We start from the raw sequence: 13,617 nt of genomic DNA, 5'->3' as shown, positions 1-13,617 counted from the left end.
CTTGAGCAGCCTTCCCGACATTGCGCCACAGCCCTCCCGGCTGGTCTGGCAGCCGGCCACCGTGGTCGCCATCACGATCGAGACGCCGCGCGTCAAGATCTTCCGGCTGAAGCCGGCGGACTGGCATGGCTTCACCGCCGGCCAGCATGTCGACGTGCGGCTGACCGCGCCGGACGGCTACCAGGCCGAGCGCAGCTATTCGATCGGCTCGGCGCCGGATGGCAGCGGCGAGATCGAACTGGTCATCGACCTCATCGAGGAGGGCGAGGTGTCGCCCTTTTTCCATGAGGTCGTGGAGATCGGCGACACGATCGAGATCCGCGGCCCGATCGGCGGCCATTTCATCTGGCGCGCCGAAGATGGCGGGCCGCTGCTGCTGATTGCCGGCGGCTCCGGCCTGGTGCCGCTGATGTCGATGCTGCGCTACCGCGCCCAAGCCGCGCCCGAAATCCCGGCGGCGCTGATCTATTCCGCCCGCCACCGCGACGACCTGATCTGGTGCGACGAACTGCTGCGCCGCACGGCCGAGGATCCGAACTTCAGCCTGTTCGCGACGCTGAGCCGCGAGACGGCCCCGACCGAGGGCATTCGCCACGGCCGGATCGACCGCGCCCTGGTCGATGCCGCGCTGGCGAGCCTGCCCGCCGCGCCGAAGACTACTTTCCTCTGCGGCTCCAATCCCTTTGTCAGCGCGGCCTCCGGCTTCGCGCTCGATGCCGGCCTCCCCTTCGCCAGCATCAAGGCCGAACGCTATGGGGGCTGAGCCGCACGCGATCGTCACCTCTGCCGTGCCCGAGACGATCGACGCCCGCGCCACCGACGAGCTGCTCGCCGTCGCGGCCCATCTCGACCGCATGGCGGCGGCCTGGCTCGACAGCCTCGGCCCAAGCGTCCGACGCGACGGCAGGCGCGTCGCCTATGTGCTGGTCGGCACGGCGGAATATGCGCTGGGCCTGGATGTGCTGGTGCGCTCGCTGCGCGCCGTCACCGACCTGCCGATCCTGCTTCTCGCGGCCGGCGGCTGGCAGCCGGCGCTTCAGGCACCGAACCTGGCCGTGCTAGCCGTGCCGGAAATCGTCAAGCTGGACCTGGAAGGAAGCATGGCGGCGCGGTTTCGCCGGACGCTGACTAAGCTCTGGACGTTCGGCTTCGTCTCGCTCGACCGGCTGGTCTATCTCGATGGCGATTGCCTGGTGCGGCAGCCGATCGACGATCTGTTCGACGGGGCGGGCTTCGCCGCCGCGCCCGACCTGCTCAGCAACCAGCCCTTCCCCGTCTTCAACTCCGGCGTCTTCGCGCTTTCCCCGGATGCCGCGCTGCGCAACGCGCTGTTCGAAAGCCTGCCGGCGACGCCCTCCTTCGACGGCGGCGACCAGGGCATCCTCAACGCCATGCTCGGCAAGGATGTCCGCTGGCTGCCGATCCGCGACAATTACCTGCGAACCTACGAGCCGATCCTGCCGGGCGCGGCAAGCGCGGCGCGCGTCATCCACTATACCGCCAAGAAGCCCTGGACCGTCGTCTCCGAAGCGGTCGGCGATCCTGCGCTGCTGGGGCTCGACGATGTCTGGACTGAAAGGCTCGACCGCGCCGGGCTGATGGGGATGGTCACCGCCTGGCGGCGCAGCGTCGCCGAAAGCGAGATGGCCGCCAATGCGGCGCTCGGGCGGGTCGAGGCGGACCTCGCCCTCCAGCGCCGCCGGATCAACCGGCTGATGCGCCGCGTGCTGGCCGGCCTCGGCCTCGTCGCGCTGCTGCAGCTGGCCCTGCTGGTTGCCTGGCTGTTCGGCTGATCAGCCGCGCCAGCTGCCATCGTTCCAGAGCGCGGTGATCCCCTCGCGATAGGTCGGATAGGCGAGCCGCACGCCGAGATCGCCGGCGAGGCGCTTGTTGCCGACCCGCTTGTTCTCGCCATAGAAGGACCGCGCCATCGGCGACAGATCGGCGGTCTCGAAATCGATTGCGGGCGGCACGGGCTTGCCGGCGATCTCGGCCGCGAAGGCCACCACGTCCTGCGGCGGACCGGGCTCGTCATCGGTGACGTTGAACACGCCGGAAGCCTTCTGCGCCGCGCCGGCCGCCACCGCGGTCGCGATATCGGCCACATGGATGCGGTTGAACACCTGCCCCGGCTTGACCAGGCGCCGCGCGGTTCCCTCGGCGATCTGCACCAGCGCGTTGCGGCCGGGACCATAGATGCCGGACAGGCGGAACAGCGCTACCGGTACGTGGCGTTCCTCGCCGAGAATCTGCCATTCCGTCTCGGCCCGCACCCGCTCGACCGAGCGGCCGGACTGCGGATTGGGCGGCGTCGCCTCGTCGACCCAGGCGCCGCCATGGTCGCCATAGACGCCGACGGTCGAGAGATAGCCGATCCATTCGAGGTTTTCCGCGCCGATCAGGGCCTCGCGCAGCAGGGCGATGACCGGGTCGCCGGCCGTGCCGGGCGCGATCGACTGGACGATATGCGTCGCCCGCCGGGTCGCGGCGATCACCGCGTCGCTGGCGCTCTCGCCGTCGAAGACCAGCGCCTCGATGCCGGCCTCGCGCAGCCGCGCCGCCTTCTCTTCCGTGCGGACCGTGCCGCCGATCGAGGCGTAGTCGCCCTTCACGCGCTGCGCCAGCGCCTGGCTCGAAAAGCCCAGCCCGAAAATGAAGAGGTGCTTGCCGGTCATGCTGTCTCCGCGGGCCAGGGAAGGAAACCCGGTCTATCGCCCAAGCGGGCGGGCGTACAAGCCCCCTCGCGGCGCCGTCCTCAGGCGTGGCGGACGGAGGCCAGCGCCTGGGTCAGGGCGGTCGCGAAGGATTCGCGATCGTCCGGATTGAGGAAGCCGCCGATCGCAAGCCGCCGGCCATGCGAGGCGAGCGCCATGCGGATGATGCCCCAATCCGGCACGCGCTCGACCTCAAGCCGCGCCCAGTAGGGATTGAAATCGAAGGCCTCGGCGCGGCCGTTCGGCGCGATCCGGCGCACCGTCAGGTGCTCCTGCGTCATCTCGACGATCTCGCAGGCGCGGGCCGAGCGATAGTTGAGGCGGAAGGCGAACTGGATGGCGAGGATGTCGAGCCCGAAAAAGGCGGCGATCGGCCAGGCGCCCATCGACCAGAACAGCAGCGCGCTGCCGAGGCAGGTGAAGACGACGACCATCATCAGCGCCGCGAAGCCGCGCGGCGTCAGCGATCGGTACGGCGTCAGCGTCGCCCGGAACAGCACGTTTCCGGACGCCTGCGGCGCGGTCTGCGGCATGTCGACATTGCGGTCGCTCATGGGGTGTCAGTATAGAGGATGTATGTCCGATGCACAGCCTCTCCCGCCATCCGCGCCACCGCGCCGCAAGGCCCCGCGCGCCCTGAAGCGCTTTACCAAGGCGGAGGTGGCCGAGGTTTTCGCGCGTTTCGAGGCGCGCGACCCGGAGCCCAAGGGCGAGCTCGAAAGCGTCAACACCTTCACGCTGCTGGTCGCCGTGGTGTTGTCGGCGCAGGCGACCGACGCCGGCGTCAACAAGGCGACCCGGGCGCTGTTCGCCATCGCCGACACGCCGGCCAAGATGCTGGCGCTCGGCGAGGACAGCGTGCGCGACTATATCAAAACGATCGGCCTCTACCGCACCAAGGCCAGGAATGTCATGGGCCTCTGCCGGCAATTGGTGGAACTGCATGGCGGCGAGGTTCCCGATGACCGCGCCGCGCTCGAGGCGCTGCCCGGCGTCGGCCGCAAGACGGCGAATGTCGTGCTCAACATCGCCTTTGGCCATCCGACCATCGCCGTCGACACGCATATCTTCCGGATCGGCAACCGCACGGGCCTCGCCCCCGGCAAGACCGTCGATGCGGTGGAAAAGGAACTGAACCGGATCATCCCGGCGCGATACATGCTGCACGCGCATCACTGGCTGATCCTGCACGGCCGCTATGTCTGCAAAGCGCGCAAGCCCGACTGCCCGGTCTGCCTCATCAACGACCTCTGCCGCTACCCGGACAAGACGCTGGCATAGCCGGGCTTTTCGCACACCCCGCCCAACCCAGACCGGCCGTCATCCTCGCGAAAGTGAGCGCTCCGATCTCCACCATCCTGAGGCGCTTCGCGCAGCGAAGCCTCGAAGGACGCACCGCCCTGAGGGCAGATCCTGATAGCGGCGCCGCTGTGCGTGCTTCGAGACGGCCCTCCGGGCCTCCTCAGCATGTTGAGGAGGGTGTTCGCGAGCGTCTCCCGAGGTAGGGTGAAAAAGCCTCAGATCCCGATGCCGCGCGCCATCATCGATGCGAAGATCACCACCAGCACCAGCATCGCCGTCTCGGCATGCACCAGCCGGCGCACGCCGGCGATCTCGGCCGCCGAGGGGGCGAAGCCTGGCTCGACCTTGGCCCGCTTGCGCCAGGCGAGAATGCGGTGCGTCGGCTGGATCGAGATCACGCCCAGCGCCGCGAAGGCGAGGATCTTCGCCCAGAACACGGGATTGCCGATATAGAATTCGGAGCCCTTCAGGCCGAGGAACACCCGGCCGAAGCCCGCCAGGATCAGCAGCGTCGCCGCCCCGCCATAGATCGCATCGACCCGGCCGAGCTTCTCCAGCGCCGCACCGGCAAGCCCCGGCTTCAGCAGCATCAGCTCCATCGTGAGCACGGTGACGATGGCGAAGACGAGCAGGAAATGGGCGATGGCGAGCAGCAGATCGACGAGCATGGCGATGTCCCCCGTGGCGCGGACCCTGGACCGCCCGCCTATCTTGTCGAGATTTCGGCCGGGCGGGAACCCGTCACGCGCTTGTGCACATGCGTCATGAAGGCGGTGGCGAAGAGCGGCGTCAGCAGGTTGAGGATCGGGATCGCGAGGAAGGCGGCGATGACGAATCCGGCGAACAGCACCGTCACCGCATTGTCGCGCCGAAGCTGCCTTGCTTCCGCGACGGGGCGAAAGCGCGACGCGGCGGATTCAAAGAATTCGCGCCCGAGCAGATAGCCATTGCCGAGAAAGAAGGCGACGAGGTTGACGCCGGGGATCAGCAGCAGGAACAGGCAGACGATGTTGACTAGGATCACCGTCGCGGTGAAGCCGAGCGTCGAGACGACGCTGTCGACAAAGGAAAGCCCCCGTCCCGGCGGGTCCTGCGGATAATGCGTGGTCTCGACCACCGCCGCGATATCGTCGGAAAACAGGCCCGCCATCAGCGCCGAAACCGGCGCGATCAGGAAGCCGAGGCCGATGACCAGCCCGAAGCCGGTGACGATGGCGACCGAGGTGTTGATCCAGGGCTGGCTCGGCCAATCGGCGAAATGCACCACCAGCGCCTGCAGCCCGAACCAGAGGCCGATCAGCAGCACGAGGGTGAGCCCGAGCGTCTTCCACAGCACGGCGCGGAAGGGCGGCGTCCAGATATCGCTGAGAGCCAGCCAGGCAGCCGAAAGCATGTTTGCACCCTCCCCCGATCGACGCACGCAGATAGGATGCGGCCTCGCCCCGCGCAAGGCAACGCGCGTGGGGGGCTTACGGGCGGGGCGAGATCCCGACTTCGCGCAGGAGATCGAGCGTCGCCGCGACAACCGGGGCGACCGGAATGTCCGTCATCGCCGAACCGCCAAAATCCTGCGCCCGCACGATGCGCGAGGCCGGCGTATTCGGCGCCCAGCGCTCCGGCTTGGTCGGGCCGAACAGGCTGACCACCGGCACGCCGGCGGCGCCGAACAGATGACCGAGGCCGCAATCATTGGCGACCAGCAGCTTTATGGACGGCGCCAGCGCCAAGGGGGCATCAAGCTTCCCACGCGGCGTGTCGATCGCCATCGCCGTCATGTCGACGACGTCGACATCCGGCGCGGTCTCGGCCAAGACCGGGAGCGCCGCGCGCTCGTCCGGCCCGGCGAGCAAAACGGGCCGGTAGCCAGCGGTCCGCAGTTCCCGCGCCAGCGCAACAAAACGTTCGAGAGGCCAGTTCTTCCAGGCCTTGTTGCTGCCAAAGGCAAAGCCGATCCAGGGCTCGGAAGGCGGCAGGATGGTGGCCGCCAGCGCTTCGGCGCCGGCGCTCGCGGCGATCCGGCCTGTGGCATCGACGGTGTCGAACGCCTGATGCGCCAGGTTCAGCGCGCGCTCGCCGATATGGGCCGGCCGCCGCCGGTCCCACCAGGGCGCGCCGACACGGCGGTTCAGCCCGGGCAGGCAGACGTAATATTCCTCCGCCGTCAGCGCCAGCCGCGCCGCCAGCACGCTGGCCACGCGGGTGCGCGTGTCGAAGACGGCGCTGAAGGCCGGCAATTGCTTCAGCGTGCGAAACCCCTGCAGCAACGGCTCCGTGAAATGCAGCTGCGACATCACCCGGGCGATCTCGCCCTCGACATAGGGCAGGACGGCCGCCTCCATGGCGGTATCATGCGCCGAAATCCACCAGATCGCGCGATCCGGCCGGGCATGGCGGATCGCCCTGAGCAGCGGCAGCTTGAGGATGACGTCGCCCAGCCCCTCGCGCTCGACGATCACCGCGATCGGACGGTTCGCGGCGGGGTCTCCGGTGGTCTGGCTTATCATCCTGCCCATTCCAAAATAATGCGTGCCGCCGCACGCCGGTACGGCGGCAACCGTCCGCGGCGCCTTCTCTGGGGTGCGTTTGTGTCGGGCTTGCGACGAGCCGCCGCGCGACACGGCCAGACGCACCGTTTCTCCCGCGCCGCAGGGTGGTTGCACGGCGAACGACCGACTGTATAGTCCGCCTCCGTCACTCCCGCCGGCCAAGGGCCGCTTGCTCTATCAGGATTTTCTCATGACGGAAGCCCGCTACGACGTTCTCGGCATCGGTAATGCGATCGTCGACATTCTGGCGCGGGCGGAAGAGGACTTCCTGGTCGAGCAGCAATTGTCCAAGGGCTCGATGCGGCTGGTCGACATGACCGAGTCGAAGCGGCTCTACGCCGCCATGGGCCCGGCGATCGAGGCATCGGGCGGCTCGGCCGGCAATACCGTCGCCGGCGTCGCCTCGCTGGGCGGCAAGACCGCCTTTGTCGGCAAGGTCGCCGATGACGAACTGGGCGCGATCTATGGCCACGACATGCGCTCGATCGGCGCCACCTTCGACGTGGCGCCGCTGGTCGGCGGCGCACCGACGGCGCGCTGCATGATCTTTGTCACGCCCGATGGCGAGCGGACGATGAACACCTATCTCGGCGCCTGCCATGCGCTGACCCCGGACGACATCGACCCGGTACTCTTCGCCGATACCAAGATCACCTATTTCGAAGGCTTCCTCTGGGATGCGCCGACGGCGCGCGACGCCTTCTTCAAGGCGGCCGACATCGCCCATTCCGCCGGAAGGCAGGTGTCGCTGACCCTTTCCGACGCCTTCTGCGTCGATCGCTTCCGCGGCGATTTCCTGCGCCTGCTGCGCGACGGCACGATCGACATCCTGTTCGCCAACGAGGTCGAGCTGAAGTCCTTCTACGAGACGTCGAGCTTCAACACGGCGCTGAAGGCGCTGCGCGAGGATTGCCGTATCGCCACGGTGACGGTCGGCGCCGAAGGCTCCTATGTCGTGACGCCGGACGGCATCGAGCATGTGCCGGCCACGGTGGTGGAGGACGTGGTCGACACGACCGGCGCCGGCGACCTCTACGCCTCGGGCTTCCTCTACGCCGTCGCCAAGGGCCTCGACCTCCGGACGGCGGCGGCGCTCGGCTCGCTGGCGGCCGGCGAGGTGATCAACCATATGGGCCCGCGCCCGGCGACCTCGCTGATCGACCTCGCCCGCCAGTCCGGCTACGCCCTCTAGCGCCCGGACTCGATTGAGCCAGTCGGCGCGGATTGCGGCCGGGACCGCGCCGAAGTGGAGCTCCCGGCCAACGTCTCGTATCGGGTGGCGACCCGGCGGAAGTCCTTGACAATGCGCCCCATGCGCTCGACGCGGTTTCCATCCTTGTAGGCGAGGAGTTGGAGGGGACGGGTTCCCGTCGCGAGGCGGTGGACGGGATCGCGGCCTCTGTGCCCTGGGCGGCCGGGCGCCGCCGGAGGGGGCCGCGTCGTAGCCATTGTTGGCCGGCAACAGCCGGGATCGGCCCTACGGCCTGGATCAGCGCCTCGGCACGCGGATATCCGCCGACGAGGCTTCGGGCCGAGATGGCCTCGAAGGCGGATGCCGAGGCAATCCGGCTTGCAAGGCCGCGGAAATTCGTGTCGCAGCGCGCCTCCGCGGCCGTATCCGGAGCCTCGATCGCGGTTTCGCTTGTGCGAGCCTCGGGGCATAGGCGGCTCCCGCTGGGGCCTCTCGTGGCGGAAGCGGCATAGGCGGCTCAGAGTTTTCCCCAGCCCCGAATTATCCCTCGCGATCGCATCGTCTCGTGATTGACAAGCCCCCGGCCTCCCCGTATTCATCCCCCCGCGCCCAGATGGCGGAATTGGTAGACGCGCACGGTTCAGGTCCGTGTGACGAAAGTCGTGGAGGTTCGAGTCCTCTTCTGGGCACCAATTTCTGCAAAAAGCCCCGTATTCCGAACAGGATGCGGGGCTTTTGCTTTTTGGGCTTTTCCCGCTGGAGGCAGGGCTGCCCGCGCGACCGCGTTCCGGCTGGCCCGGCGCCCCGGCTATGGACAGTTGTGTTTGACGTCCGCCACGTTTCCAGAATCAATAGGCCCACCTTAGGGAACGTTCGGCAGCTAGCGCTTGGGCGGGGCAGACATGACGTGGATCCGGAGCGGCCGAGGCAGGCCGCTGGACATCTTCCTGGTTCTCGCGGGAATCGTTGCCCTGGCCTGGATCTCGGCGATGCCCGCCAGCGCCTGCTCGGGTTGCGGCTGCCGCGGTGGGCCGGGCTATCGCGGGCCGAATGGCCGCTGCGTCAGCTGGGCCAATATCGGCCGGGTCTGCGGCTCGCCGCCGAGCGAACGCTGTTCGCCGGATGGGCCGAATGCCGGCGCCGAGGAAGCGGCCCGGCTGGGTGTGCGCCCGCCCAAGCCGGAACGACCTGCACTTTCGCAAGAAACCCCGCCCGAGCCGAAGCCGGAATAGTCTAAACCAGCCGGCGATGGCGTGTGCCACCGCCGGCCGGGTTGGATCAGGAGGGGGTCGGGGCGTCGGCGCGCAGCAGGCCGGCCATCTTCAAATCGGACCAGAGCGAGGCCGGCACCGACCGGTCGAAGGCGGCGCGGTTGCGCTTCGTCTCCTCGGCCGAGACCGAGCCCATGACCAGCGAGGCGACCGCGGGATGGCCGAGCGGGAACTTCAGCGCCGCGTCCGCGAGCGTCACGCCATGCGCCTCGCATACCCTCTGGATCGCCGCCACGCGCTCGAGGATCTCCGGCGGGGCGTCGCGGTAATTATACTTGGCGCCGGGCACCGGGCCGGTGGCGAGGATGCCCGAATTGAACACGCCGCCCAGCATCATGCCGATGCCCTTTTCCTGCGCCAGCGGCAGGAAGCTGTCGAGCGCCGGCTGCTCCAGCAGCGAGTAGCGCCCGGCCAGCAGCATGGCGTCGAAATCGCCGGCGCGGGCGAAGCGCTCGCACATGTCGGCCTCGTTGAGGCCGACGCCGATCGCGTCGATCACCCTCTCCGAGCGCAATTGCTCCAGCGCCTTGTAGGCGCCCTCCATCGCGGCCTTGAAATGGCCCTCGACCGCCGCCGCGCCATGCGAATAGACGTCGACGTCGTGGATCAGCACGATCTCGATCCGGTCGACGCCGAGGCGGATCAGCGACTGCTCCAGCGAGCGCATGGCGCCGTCATAGGAATAATCGAGGCGGGCGGGATGCGGCTGGCCACCGGCGAAGTTCGGCGGCTGGGTGTTGCCGTCGGCGGGCTGGTGCAGCGGGTCCATCCAGCGGCCGACCTTGGTCGACAGCACGAAGGATTTGCGCGGCACGCCGCGCAGCACGGTGCCGATGCGGTGCTCGGCCAGGCCGTGGCCGTAGAAGGGCGACGTGTCGTAGAGGGTGACGCCGGCCTCGACGGCCGCCGCGACCGCGCCGCGCGCCGTTTCGTCATCCAGCCGGTGATAGAGGTCGCCCAGCGGGGCGGAGCCGAAGCCGAGGGTCGTGACCGGAATCCCCGTGCGTCCGAGCGGGCGCGTCTCAAGTGCCATGGCGTTTCATTCCCTTTGTCTTTTTTGGATCGCGGGATGCTGCCGTCCCGATCGCGGTCACCTTGCCGGTCTAGCCGGTGTCGCGCCCCGTTGCGGCAAGGCCCCGTCCTCCTCGCGGCGACAGGTTTCTCGATCGCCGCCGCCGGCGTCAAGCCAAGATCGCGAACGGACACGAACAACCGGACGAGCCCACGTGAAAAGGCCGCCCTCTTGGGGCGGCCTGGGAAGGCGCTTGGAACCGGAGGGCAGAACAGACTGCCGCGGCCGTCGCGTGACGTCACTTCGTATTGATGCCACTGCCGTCCGAAAAGTTGCTGTCTTCCTGGAAACCGACGGTGCCGTTGTCATTCTTGGTGACGATCACGTGCTCGCCGCCATAGACGCCGCGCAGCAGCATCGGCTGGCTGACCTGGAACGTGCCGGCGCCCACGACGGTGACGGTTCCGGTAGAAGGATTCACATTCGAGACGACGCCGCCATAGGTCTCGGCCGCGAGGGCCGGGCCCACGGCCAGCAGGCCGGCGACGGGAAGAAGGAACAGGATCTTGCGCATGATGTTCATCCGTTGTTTGCCCCACGATGGAGACATGGCGCGGGCCGGGCGGCTGACAATCGGTGGCAAGGATCATGAACAAATTTTAATCCGGCATCCATATAATGCGCCTCCCTGCTTCATCCGCCCGGCGGCCGCGAAACAGCAGGATCCCGCGCTCAAATGCCGATCCGCCCTGTTGCCAGGCCATAGATCGCGGCAACAGCGCCGAGCGATGCCAGCAGAAAGAGCGCGACCTCCGGCGCCGAAAACACACGCCTTCCCTGCTCGCGCCGCGCGATCGCGAACAGGATCGTGCCCGGCGCGTAGATCACGGTCGAAAGCAGCAGGAATTTGAGCCCGCCAGCATAGATCAGGCCGACCGCATAGATCGTGGCGAGGCCGGCGCGGGCCAGATCGTGGCGTCGGGCAGCCGGTTCCCCGGCATAGGTCTCCCGCGTCCAGGCGAGCTTCAGCGCATAGGCGGCGACCAGGAGATAGGGCAGCAGGATCATCGACGAGGTCAGCTTCAGCGCCAGCAAAAAGGCTTCCTCGGCGAAAAACGTAAAGATCAGGAACAACTGGATCAGGCCGCTGGTCAGCCAGAGCGCCGCGGCCGGGACCTGGTTGCGGTTCTCGATCGCCAGGAATCTCGGCATGCTTTCCATCCGCGCCGCCGAATAGAGCACCTCGGCGGCCAGCAGCGACCAGGAGAGGTAGGCGCCGAGCACCGAGACGATCAGCCCGAGGCTGACGAAGACGGCGCCCCAGGGGCCCACGACCGCCTGCAGCACGCCCGCCATGGACGGGTTGCGCAGCGCCGTCAGGTCCGGCCGCACCAGCACGCCATAGGACAGCATCGTCACCAGCACGAGCAGGCAAAGCACGCCGACGAAACCGAGGATGGTGGCAAGGCCGACATCGCTGCGGTTCCTGGCATAGCGCGAATAGACGCTGGCGCCCTCGATGCCGACGAAGACGAAGACGGTCACGAGCATGGTGCCGCGCACCTGCTCGAACACATGGCCCAAGGTCGCCGCCTCGCCGCCCCAGAAATTGAGCGCGAAGATGTCCGCCTTGAAGCCGAAGCCGACAAAGACCAGGAAGATCAGGATCGGGATGATCTTGGCGACGGTGACGATGGTGTTGAGGCCGGCCGCCTGCTTGACCCCGCGCAGGATCATGAAATGCACGCCCCACAGGATCAGCGACGAGCTGACGATCGCCGGGATGGTGTTGCCTTCGCCAAAGGCCGGCACCAGCGCGCCCAGCGTCGACTTGATCAGCACGAAATAGGAGACGTTGCCGAGGCAGCAGACCGTCCAGTAGCCGAGCGCCGAGGCGAAGCCGAGATAGTTGCCGAAACCCGCCTTGGCATAGGCGAAGACGCCGGCGTCGAGGTCGGGCTTGCGGCGCGACAGGCTCTGGAAAGTCAGCGCCAGCATCAGCATGCCGGTGCCGGCGATCGCCCAGGCGATCAGCGCGCCGAAGCCGCCGGTGACGCGGCCGAAGGTCTGCGGCAGCGAGAAGATCCCGGCCCCGACCATCGAGCCGACCACCATCGCGCTCAGATTCGGCAGCGACAGCTTTTGCGCCGATGCAGACTCCATCCCCGCCTCCCCCGCGCCGCTCGCCACTACCGGAAGATGTGGCGCTCCAGCTTCGCTCATCCCGGCTTGGCGCGCGAGCTCAAAAGTGGGGCTGGAATCGGGGAAGCCGTGCCGATTCCGTCGACGCAACGCACCGGGGCGGAGCCACCCGTCCCGGAAGCGCGCCGCATGCCTCAGCCGCCCCGCAGAGCGCCTGGGCGGAAGGGATGCGGATCAGTAATCGCCGGCTCCCGCATAGGAACTGTCTTCCTGCACGCCGATGGTGCCATTGTTGTTGCGGGTCACGATGACATGTTCACCGGGGGCGAGATTGCGCAGCAGCCGCGGATCTGTGACCTGGACGCGACCACCGCCAACGATTTCCAACTCGCCCGTATTCGGATCGGCCCGCGCCACGACGCCGTTCAGCGTCTCCGCGGCAAGGGCGGTGCCGGACACAAGAAGCAGGCCGGCGAAGGAAAGGAACAGCAGGTTCTTTTTCATGGCTGATCTCCAGCGTTTCGGCTTCGGAGTGCCCCTGGCGCCCGACAAGGGGCGACGGTCTGGAAGATGGGAATTTCGCGCCGCAGCACCAGAAAATCTCAAGGCATTGTGAAGAGACGAGGCGCGCATCGCGCACCTCGTCGTCATGCGGCGCTGCTTCGGAGGCTATGCGCCGGGCGACAGGGCGACCGCGTCGGCGCCGGCGGGGATGCGCATCGGCGCGTTGGCATCGGTCGCCGCGCGCCAGACCGCCTCGGCGACGTCCAGCGACGTCGTGATCGCGTCATCCGGCTGCTGGAAGCGGGCCACCACAGCCTGCACGAGATCGTCATACGGCTCCGGGAAGCCGCCCTCGCCGGTGATCCGGCCGCGCGCGGTCGTCGCGAAGCTCGTGTCGGGAGCGCGACCCGGCAGGACGAGATGCGCGCGCAGGTCGAAGGCGGCCAGTTCCAGCGCGAGGCTTTCGGTGAAGGCGTTCACGGCCGCCTTGCTGGCCGTATAGGCAGAGAGCAGCAGAAGCGGCTTCAGCGTGACGCTGGAGGTGACGTTGACGATGATGCCCGACCGCCGCTGCCGGAACTGAGGCAGGATGGCCTGGATCATGGCCATCGTGCCAAACGTGTTCGTCTCGAAGAGTTCACGCGCCACCTGCATCGGCGTGCCCTCCAGAGCATTGAGCCAGCCGATTCCGGCATTGTTGACGAGGACGTCGACCGGACCGGCAGCGTCGATGGCAGCGGCGATGCTGGCAGCATCCGTCACGTCGAGCGGCAGGATACGCAACCGGTCCGATGGCGGCAGGATGCCGTCTCGCGGGGTGCGCATGGTCGCGATCACGCTCCAGTCACGGTCGAGGAAATAACGCGCGATCTCGAGGCCGAAGCCCGACGAGCAGCCGGTGATCATCACGGTCTTCATGGAAAGTCTCCTGGTT

15 protein-coding genes and 1 tRNA gene are annotated in these 13,617 nt (G+C 67.8%); 6 read left to right on the top strand and 10 right to left on the bottom strand.

The features are described from left to right. Window position 1: 1 nt before the first annotated feature. Window positions 2-763: a ferredoxin reductase gene (locus ACHMWQ_RS03745; protein ID WP_396306436.1), complete on the top strand. Its 762-nt coding sequence runs from the start codon at window positions 2-4 to the stop codon at window positions 761-763. Beyond that, the gene (locus tag ACHMWQ_RS03740) at window positions 753-1,793 is read left to right on the top strand and encodes a hypothetical protein (protein WP_396306435.1); all 1,041 of its coding nucleotides are present in this window, start codon (window positions 753-755) and stop codon (window positions 1,791-1,793) included. Before ACHMWQ_RS03745 ends, ACHMWQ_RS03740 begins: the two co-directional genes overlap by 11 nt. Here ACHMWQ_RS03740 and ACHMWQ_RS03735 read toward each other — a convergent pair whose 3' ends face one another. After that, window positions 1,794-2,675, bottom strand: a complete 882-nt coding sequence (locus tag ACHMWQ_RS03735; protein ID WP_396306434.1) for an SDR family oxidoreductase — start codon at window positions 2,673-2,675, stop codon at window positions 1,794-1,796. Window positions 2,676-2,755: 80 nt separating this feature from the next. Next, complete coding sequence (locus ACHMWQ_RS03730; protein WP_396306433.1) at window positions 2,756-3,268, bottom strand: DUF2244 domain-containing protein; 513 nt, start codon at window positions 3,266-3,268, stop codon at window positions 2,756-2,758. A gap of 22 nt (window positions 3,269-3,290) precedes the next feature. Here ACHMWQ_RS03730 and nth point away from each other — a divergent pair, with 22 nt between their 5' ends. After that, window positions 3,291-3,995, top strand: a complete 705-nt coding sequence (nth, locus tag ACHMWQ_RS03725; RefSeq protein ID WP_396306432.1) for an endonuclease III — start codon at window positions 3,291-3,293, stop codon at window positions 3,993-3,995. Between the two features lie 236 nt (window positions 3,996-4,231). On the opposite strand, the gene ACHMWQ_RS03720 is transcribed toward nth, so the two are convergent. From ACHMWQ_RS03720 to ACHMWQ_RS03710, 3 genes are all read right to left on the bottom strand, one after another. Next, window positions 4,232-4,684, bottom strand: coding sequence for a DUF2214 family protein (locus ACHMWQ_RS03720; RefSeq protein ID WP_396306431.1), 453 nt, complete (start codon window positions 4,682-4,684; stop codon window positions 4,232-4,234). 38 nt (window positions 4,685-4,722) lie between these two features. Beyond that, window positions 4,723-5,409 (bottom strand): sulfate transporter family protein, encoded by a 687-nt coding sequence (locus tag ACHMWQ_RS03715; protein ID WP_354553135.1) that lies wholly within the window; start codon window positions 5,407-5,409, stop codon window positions 4,723-4,725. A 76-nt stretch (window positions 5,410-5,485) separates the two neighbouring features. Beyond that, complete coding sequence (locus ACHMWQ_RS03710; protein ID WP_396306430.1) at window positions 5,486-6,520, bottom strand: glycosyltransferase family 9 protein; 1,035 nt, start codon at window positions 6,518-6,520, stop codon at window positions 5,486-5,488. A 232-nt stretch (window positions 6,521-6,752) separates the two neighbouring features. Between ACHMWQ_RS03710 and ACHMWQ_RS03705 the strand changes: the two genes are divergently transcribed. The 3 genes from ACHMWQ_RS03705 (at window position 6,753) to ACHMWQ_RS03695 (ending at window position 8,986) form a co-directional block, all read left to right on the top strand. Then, window positions 6,753-7,754: an adenosine kinase gene (locus tag ACHMWQ_RS03705; protein ID WP_354553131.1), complete on the top strand. Its 1,002-nt coding sequence runs from the start codon at window positions 6,753-6,755 to the stop codon at window positions 7,752-7,754. A gap of 607 nt (window positions 7,755-8,361) precedes the next feature. Then, a tRNA-Leu gene (locus ACHMWQ_RS03700) sits at window positions 8,362-8,446 on the top strand. Between the two features lie 210 nt (window positions 8,447-8,656). After that, the gene (locus ACHMWQ_RS03695; protein WP_396306429.1) at window positions 8,657-8,986 is read left to right on the top strand and encodes a hypothetical protein; all 330 of its coding nucleotides are present in this window, start codon (window positions 8,657-8,659) and stop codon (window positions 8,984-8,986) included. Window positions 8,987-9,032: 46 nt separating this feature from the next. Here the strand turns inward: ACHMWQ_RS03695 and ACHMWQ_RS03690 are convergent, their stop codons facing one another. The 5 genes from ACHMWQ_RS03690 to ACHMWQ_RS03670 form a co-directional block, all read right to left on the bottom strand. After that, window positions 9,033-10,058 carry an aldo/keto reductase gene (locus ACHMWQ_RS03690; RefSeq protein ID WP_396306428.1) on the bottom strand — a complete coding sequence of 342 codons (1,026 nt, stop codon included), beginning with the start codon at window positions 10,056-10,058 and terminating at the stop codon, window positions 9,033-9,035. Between the two features lie 277 nt (window positions 10,059-10,335). Continuing rightward, window positions 10,336-10,611, bottom strand: a complete 276-nt coding sequence (locus tag ACHMWQ_RS03685; protein ID WP_396306427.1) for a hypothetical protein — start codon at window positions 10,609-10,611, stop codon at window positions 10,336-10,338. A 158-nt stretch (window positions 10,612-10,769) separates the two neighbouring features. Next, complete coding sequence (locus tag ACHMWQ_RS03680; RefSeq protein ID WP_396306426.1) at window positions 10,770-12,200, bottom strand: basic amino acid/polyamine antiporter; 1,431 nt, start codon at window positions 12,198-12,200, stop codon at window positions 10,770-10,772. 213 nt (window positions 12,201-12,413) lie between these two features. After that, window positions 12,414-12,683, bottom strand: a complete 270-nt coding sequence (locus ACHMWQ_RS03675; RefSeq protein ID WP_396306425.1) for a hypothetical protein — start codon at window positions 12,681-12,683, stop codon at window positions 12,414-12,416. Window positions 12,684-12,848: 165 nt separating this feature from the next. After that, window positions 12,849-13,601, bottom strand: a complete 753-nt coding sequence (locus ACHMWQ_RS03670) for an SDR family oxidoreductase (protein WP_396306424.1) — start codon at window positions 13,599-13,601, stop codon at window positions 12,849-12,851. Between the last annotated feature and the right edge of the window lie 16 nt (window positions 13,602-13,617).

The sequence above is a fragment of the Kaistia sp. UC242_56 genome (genome assembly GCF_044452255.1).
GTDB classification, from domain to species: domain Bacteria; phylum Pseudomonadota; class Alphaproteobacteria; order Rhizobiales; family Kaistiaceae; genus Kaistia; species Kaistia defluvii_A.
Note: the sequence above shows the minus strand (reverse complement) of the source record. Positions and strands in the feature narration are given on the sequence as shown.

Coding starts and splice junctions, on each gene's coding strand:
- ACHMWQ_RS03740 (WP_396306435.1), top strand. CDS start 753: ATGGGGGCTGAGCCGCACGCGATCGTCACCTCTGCCGTGCCCGAGACG.
- ACHMWQ_RS03735 (WP_396306434.1), bottom strand. CDS start 2,675: ATGACCGGCAAGCACCTCTTCATTTTCGGGCTGGGCTTTTCGAGCCAG.
- ACHMWQ_RS03730 (WP_396306433.1), bottom strand. CDS start 3,268: ATGAGCGACCGCAATGTCGACATGCCGCAGACCGCGCCGCAGGCGTCC.
- nth (WP_396306432.1), top strand. CDS start 3,291: ATGTCCGATGCACAGCCTCTCCCGCCATCCGCGCCACCGCGCCGCAAG.
- ACHMWQ_RS03720 (WP_396306431.1), bottom strand. CDS start 4,684: ATGCTCGTCGATCTGCTGCTCGCCATCGCCCATTTCCTGCTCGTCTTC.
- ACHMWQ_RS03715 (WP_354553135.1), bottom strand. CDS start 5,409: ATGCTTTCGGCTGCCTGGCTGGCTCTCAGCGATATCTGGACGCCGCCC.
- ACHMWQ_RS03710 (WP_396306430.1), bottom strand. CDS start 6,520: ATGATAAGCCAGACCACCGGAGACCCCGCCGCGAACCGTCCGATCGCG.
- ACHMWQ_RS03705 (WP_354553131.1), top strand. CDS start 6,753: ATGACGGAAGCCCGCTACGACGTTCTCGGCATCGGTAATGCGATCGTC.
- ACHMWQ_RS03695 (WP_396306429.1), top strand. CDS start 8,657: ATGACGTGGATCCGGAGCGGCCGAGGCAGGCCGCTGGACATCTTCCTG.
- ACHMWQ_RS03690 (WP_396306428.1), bottom strand. CDS start 10,058: ATGGCACTTGAGACGCGCCCGCTCGGACGCACGGGGATTCCGGTCACG.
- ACHMWQ_RS03685 (WP_396306427.1), bottom strand. CDS start 10,611: ATGCGCAAGATCCTGTTCCTTCTTCCCGTCGCCGGCCTGCTGGCCGTG.
- ACHMWQ_RS03680 (WP_396306426.1), bottom strand. CDS start 12,200: ATGGAGTCTGCATCGGCGCAAAAGCTGTCGCTGCCGAATCTGAGCGCG.
- ACHMWQ_RS03675 (WP_396306425.1), bottom strand. CDS start 12,683: ATGAAAAAGAACCTGCTGTTCCTTTCCTTCGCCGGCCTGCTTCTTGTG.
- ACHMWQ_RS03670 (WP_396306424.1), bottom strand. CDS start 13,601: ATGAAGACCGTGATGATCACCGGCTGCTCGTCGGGCTTCGGCCTCGAG.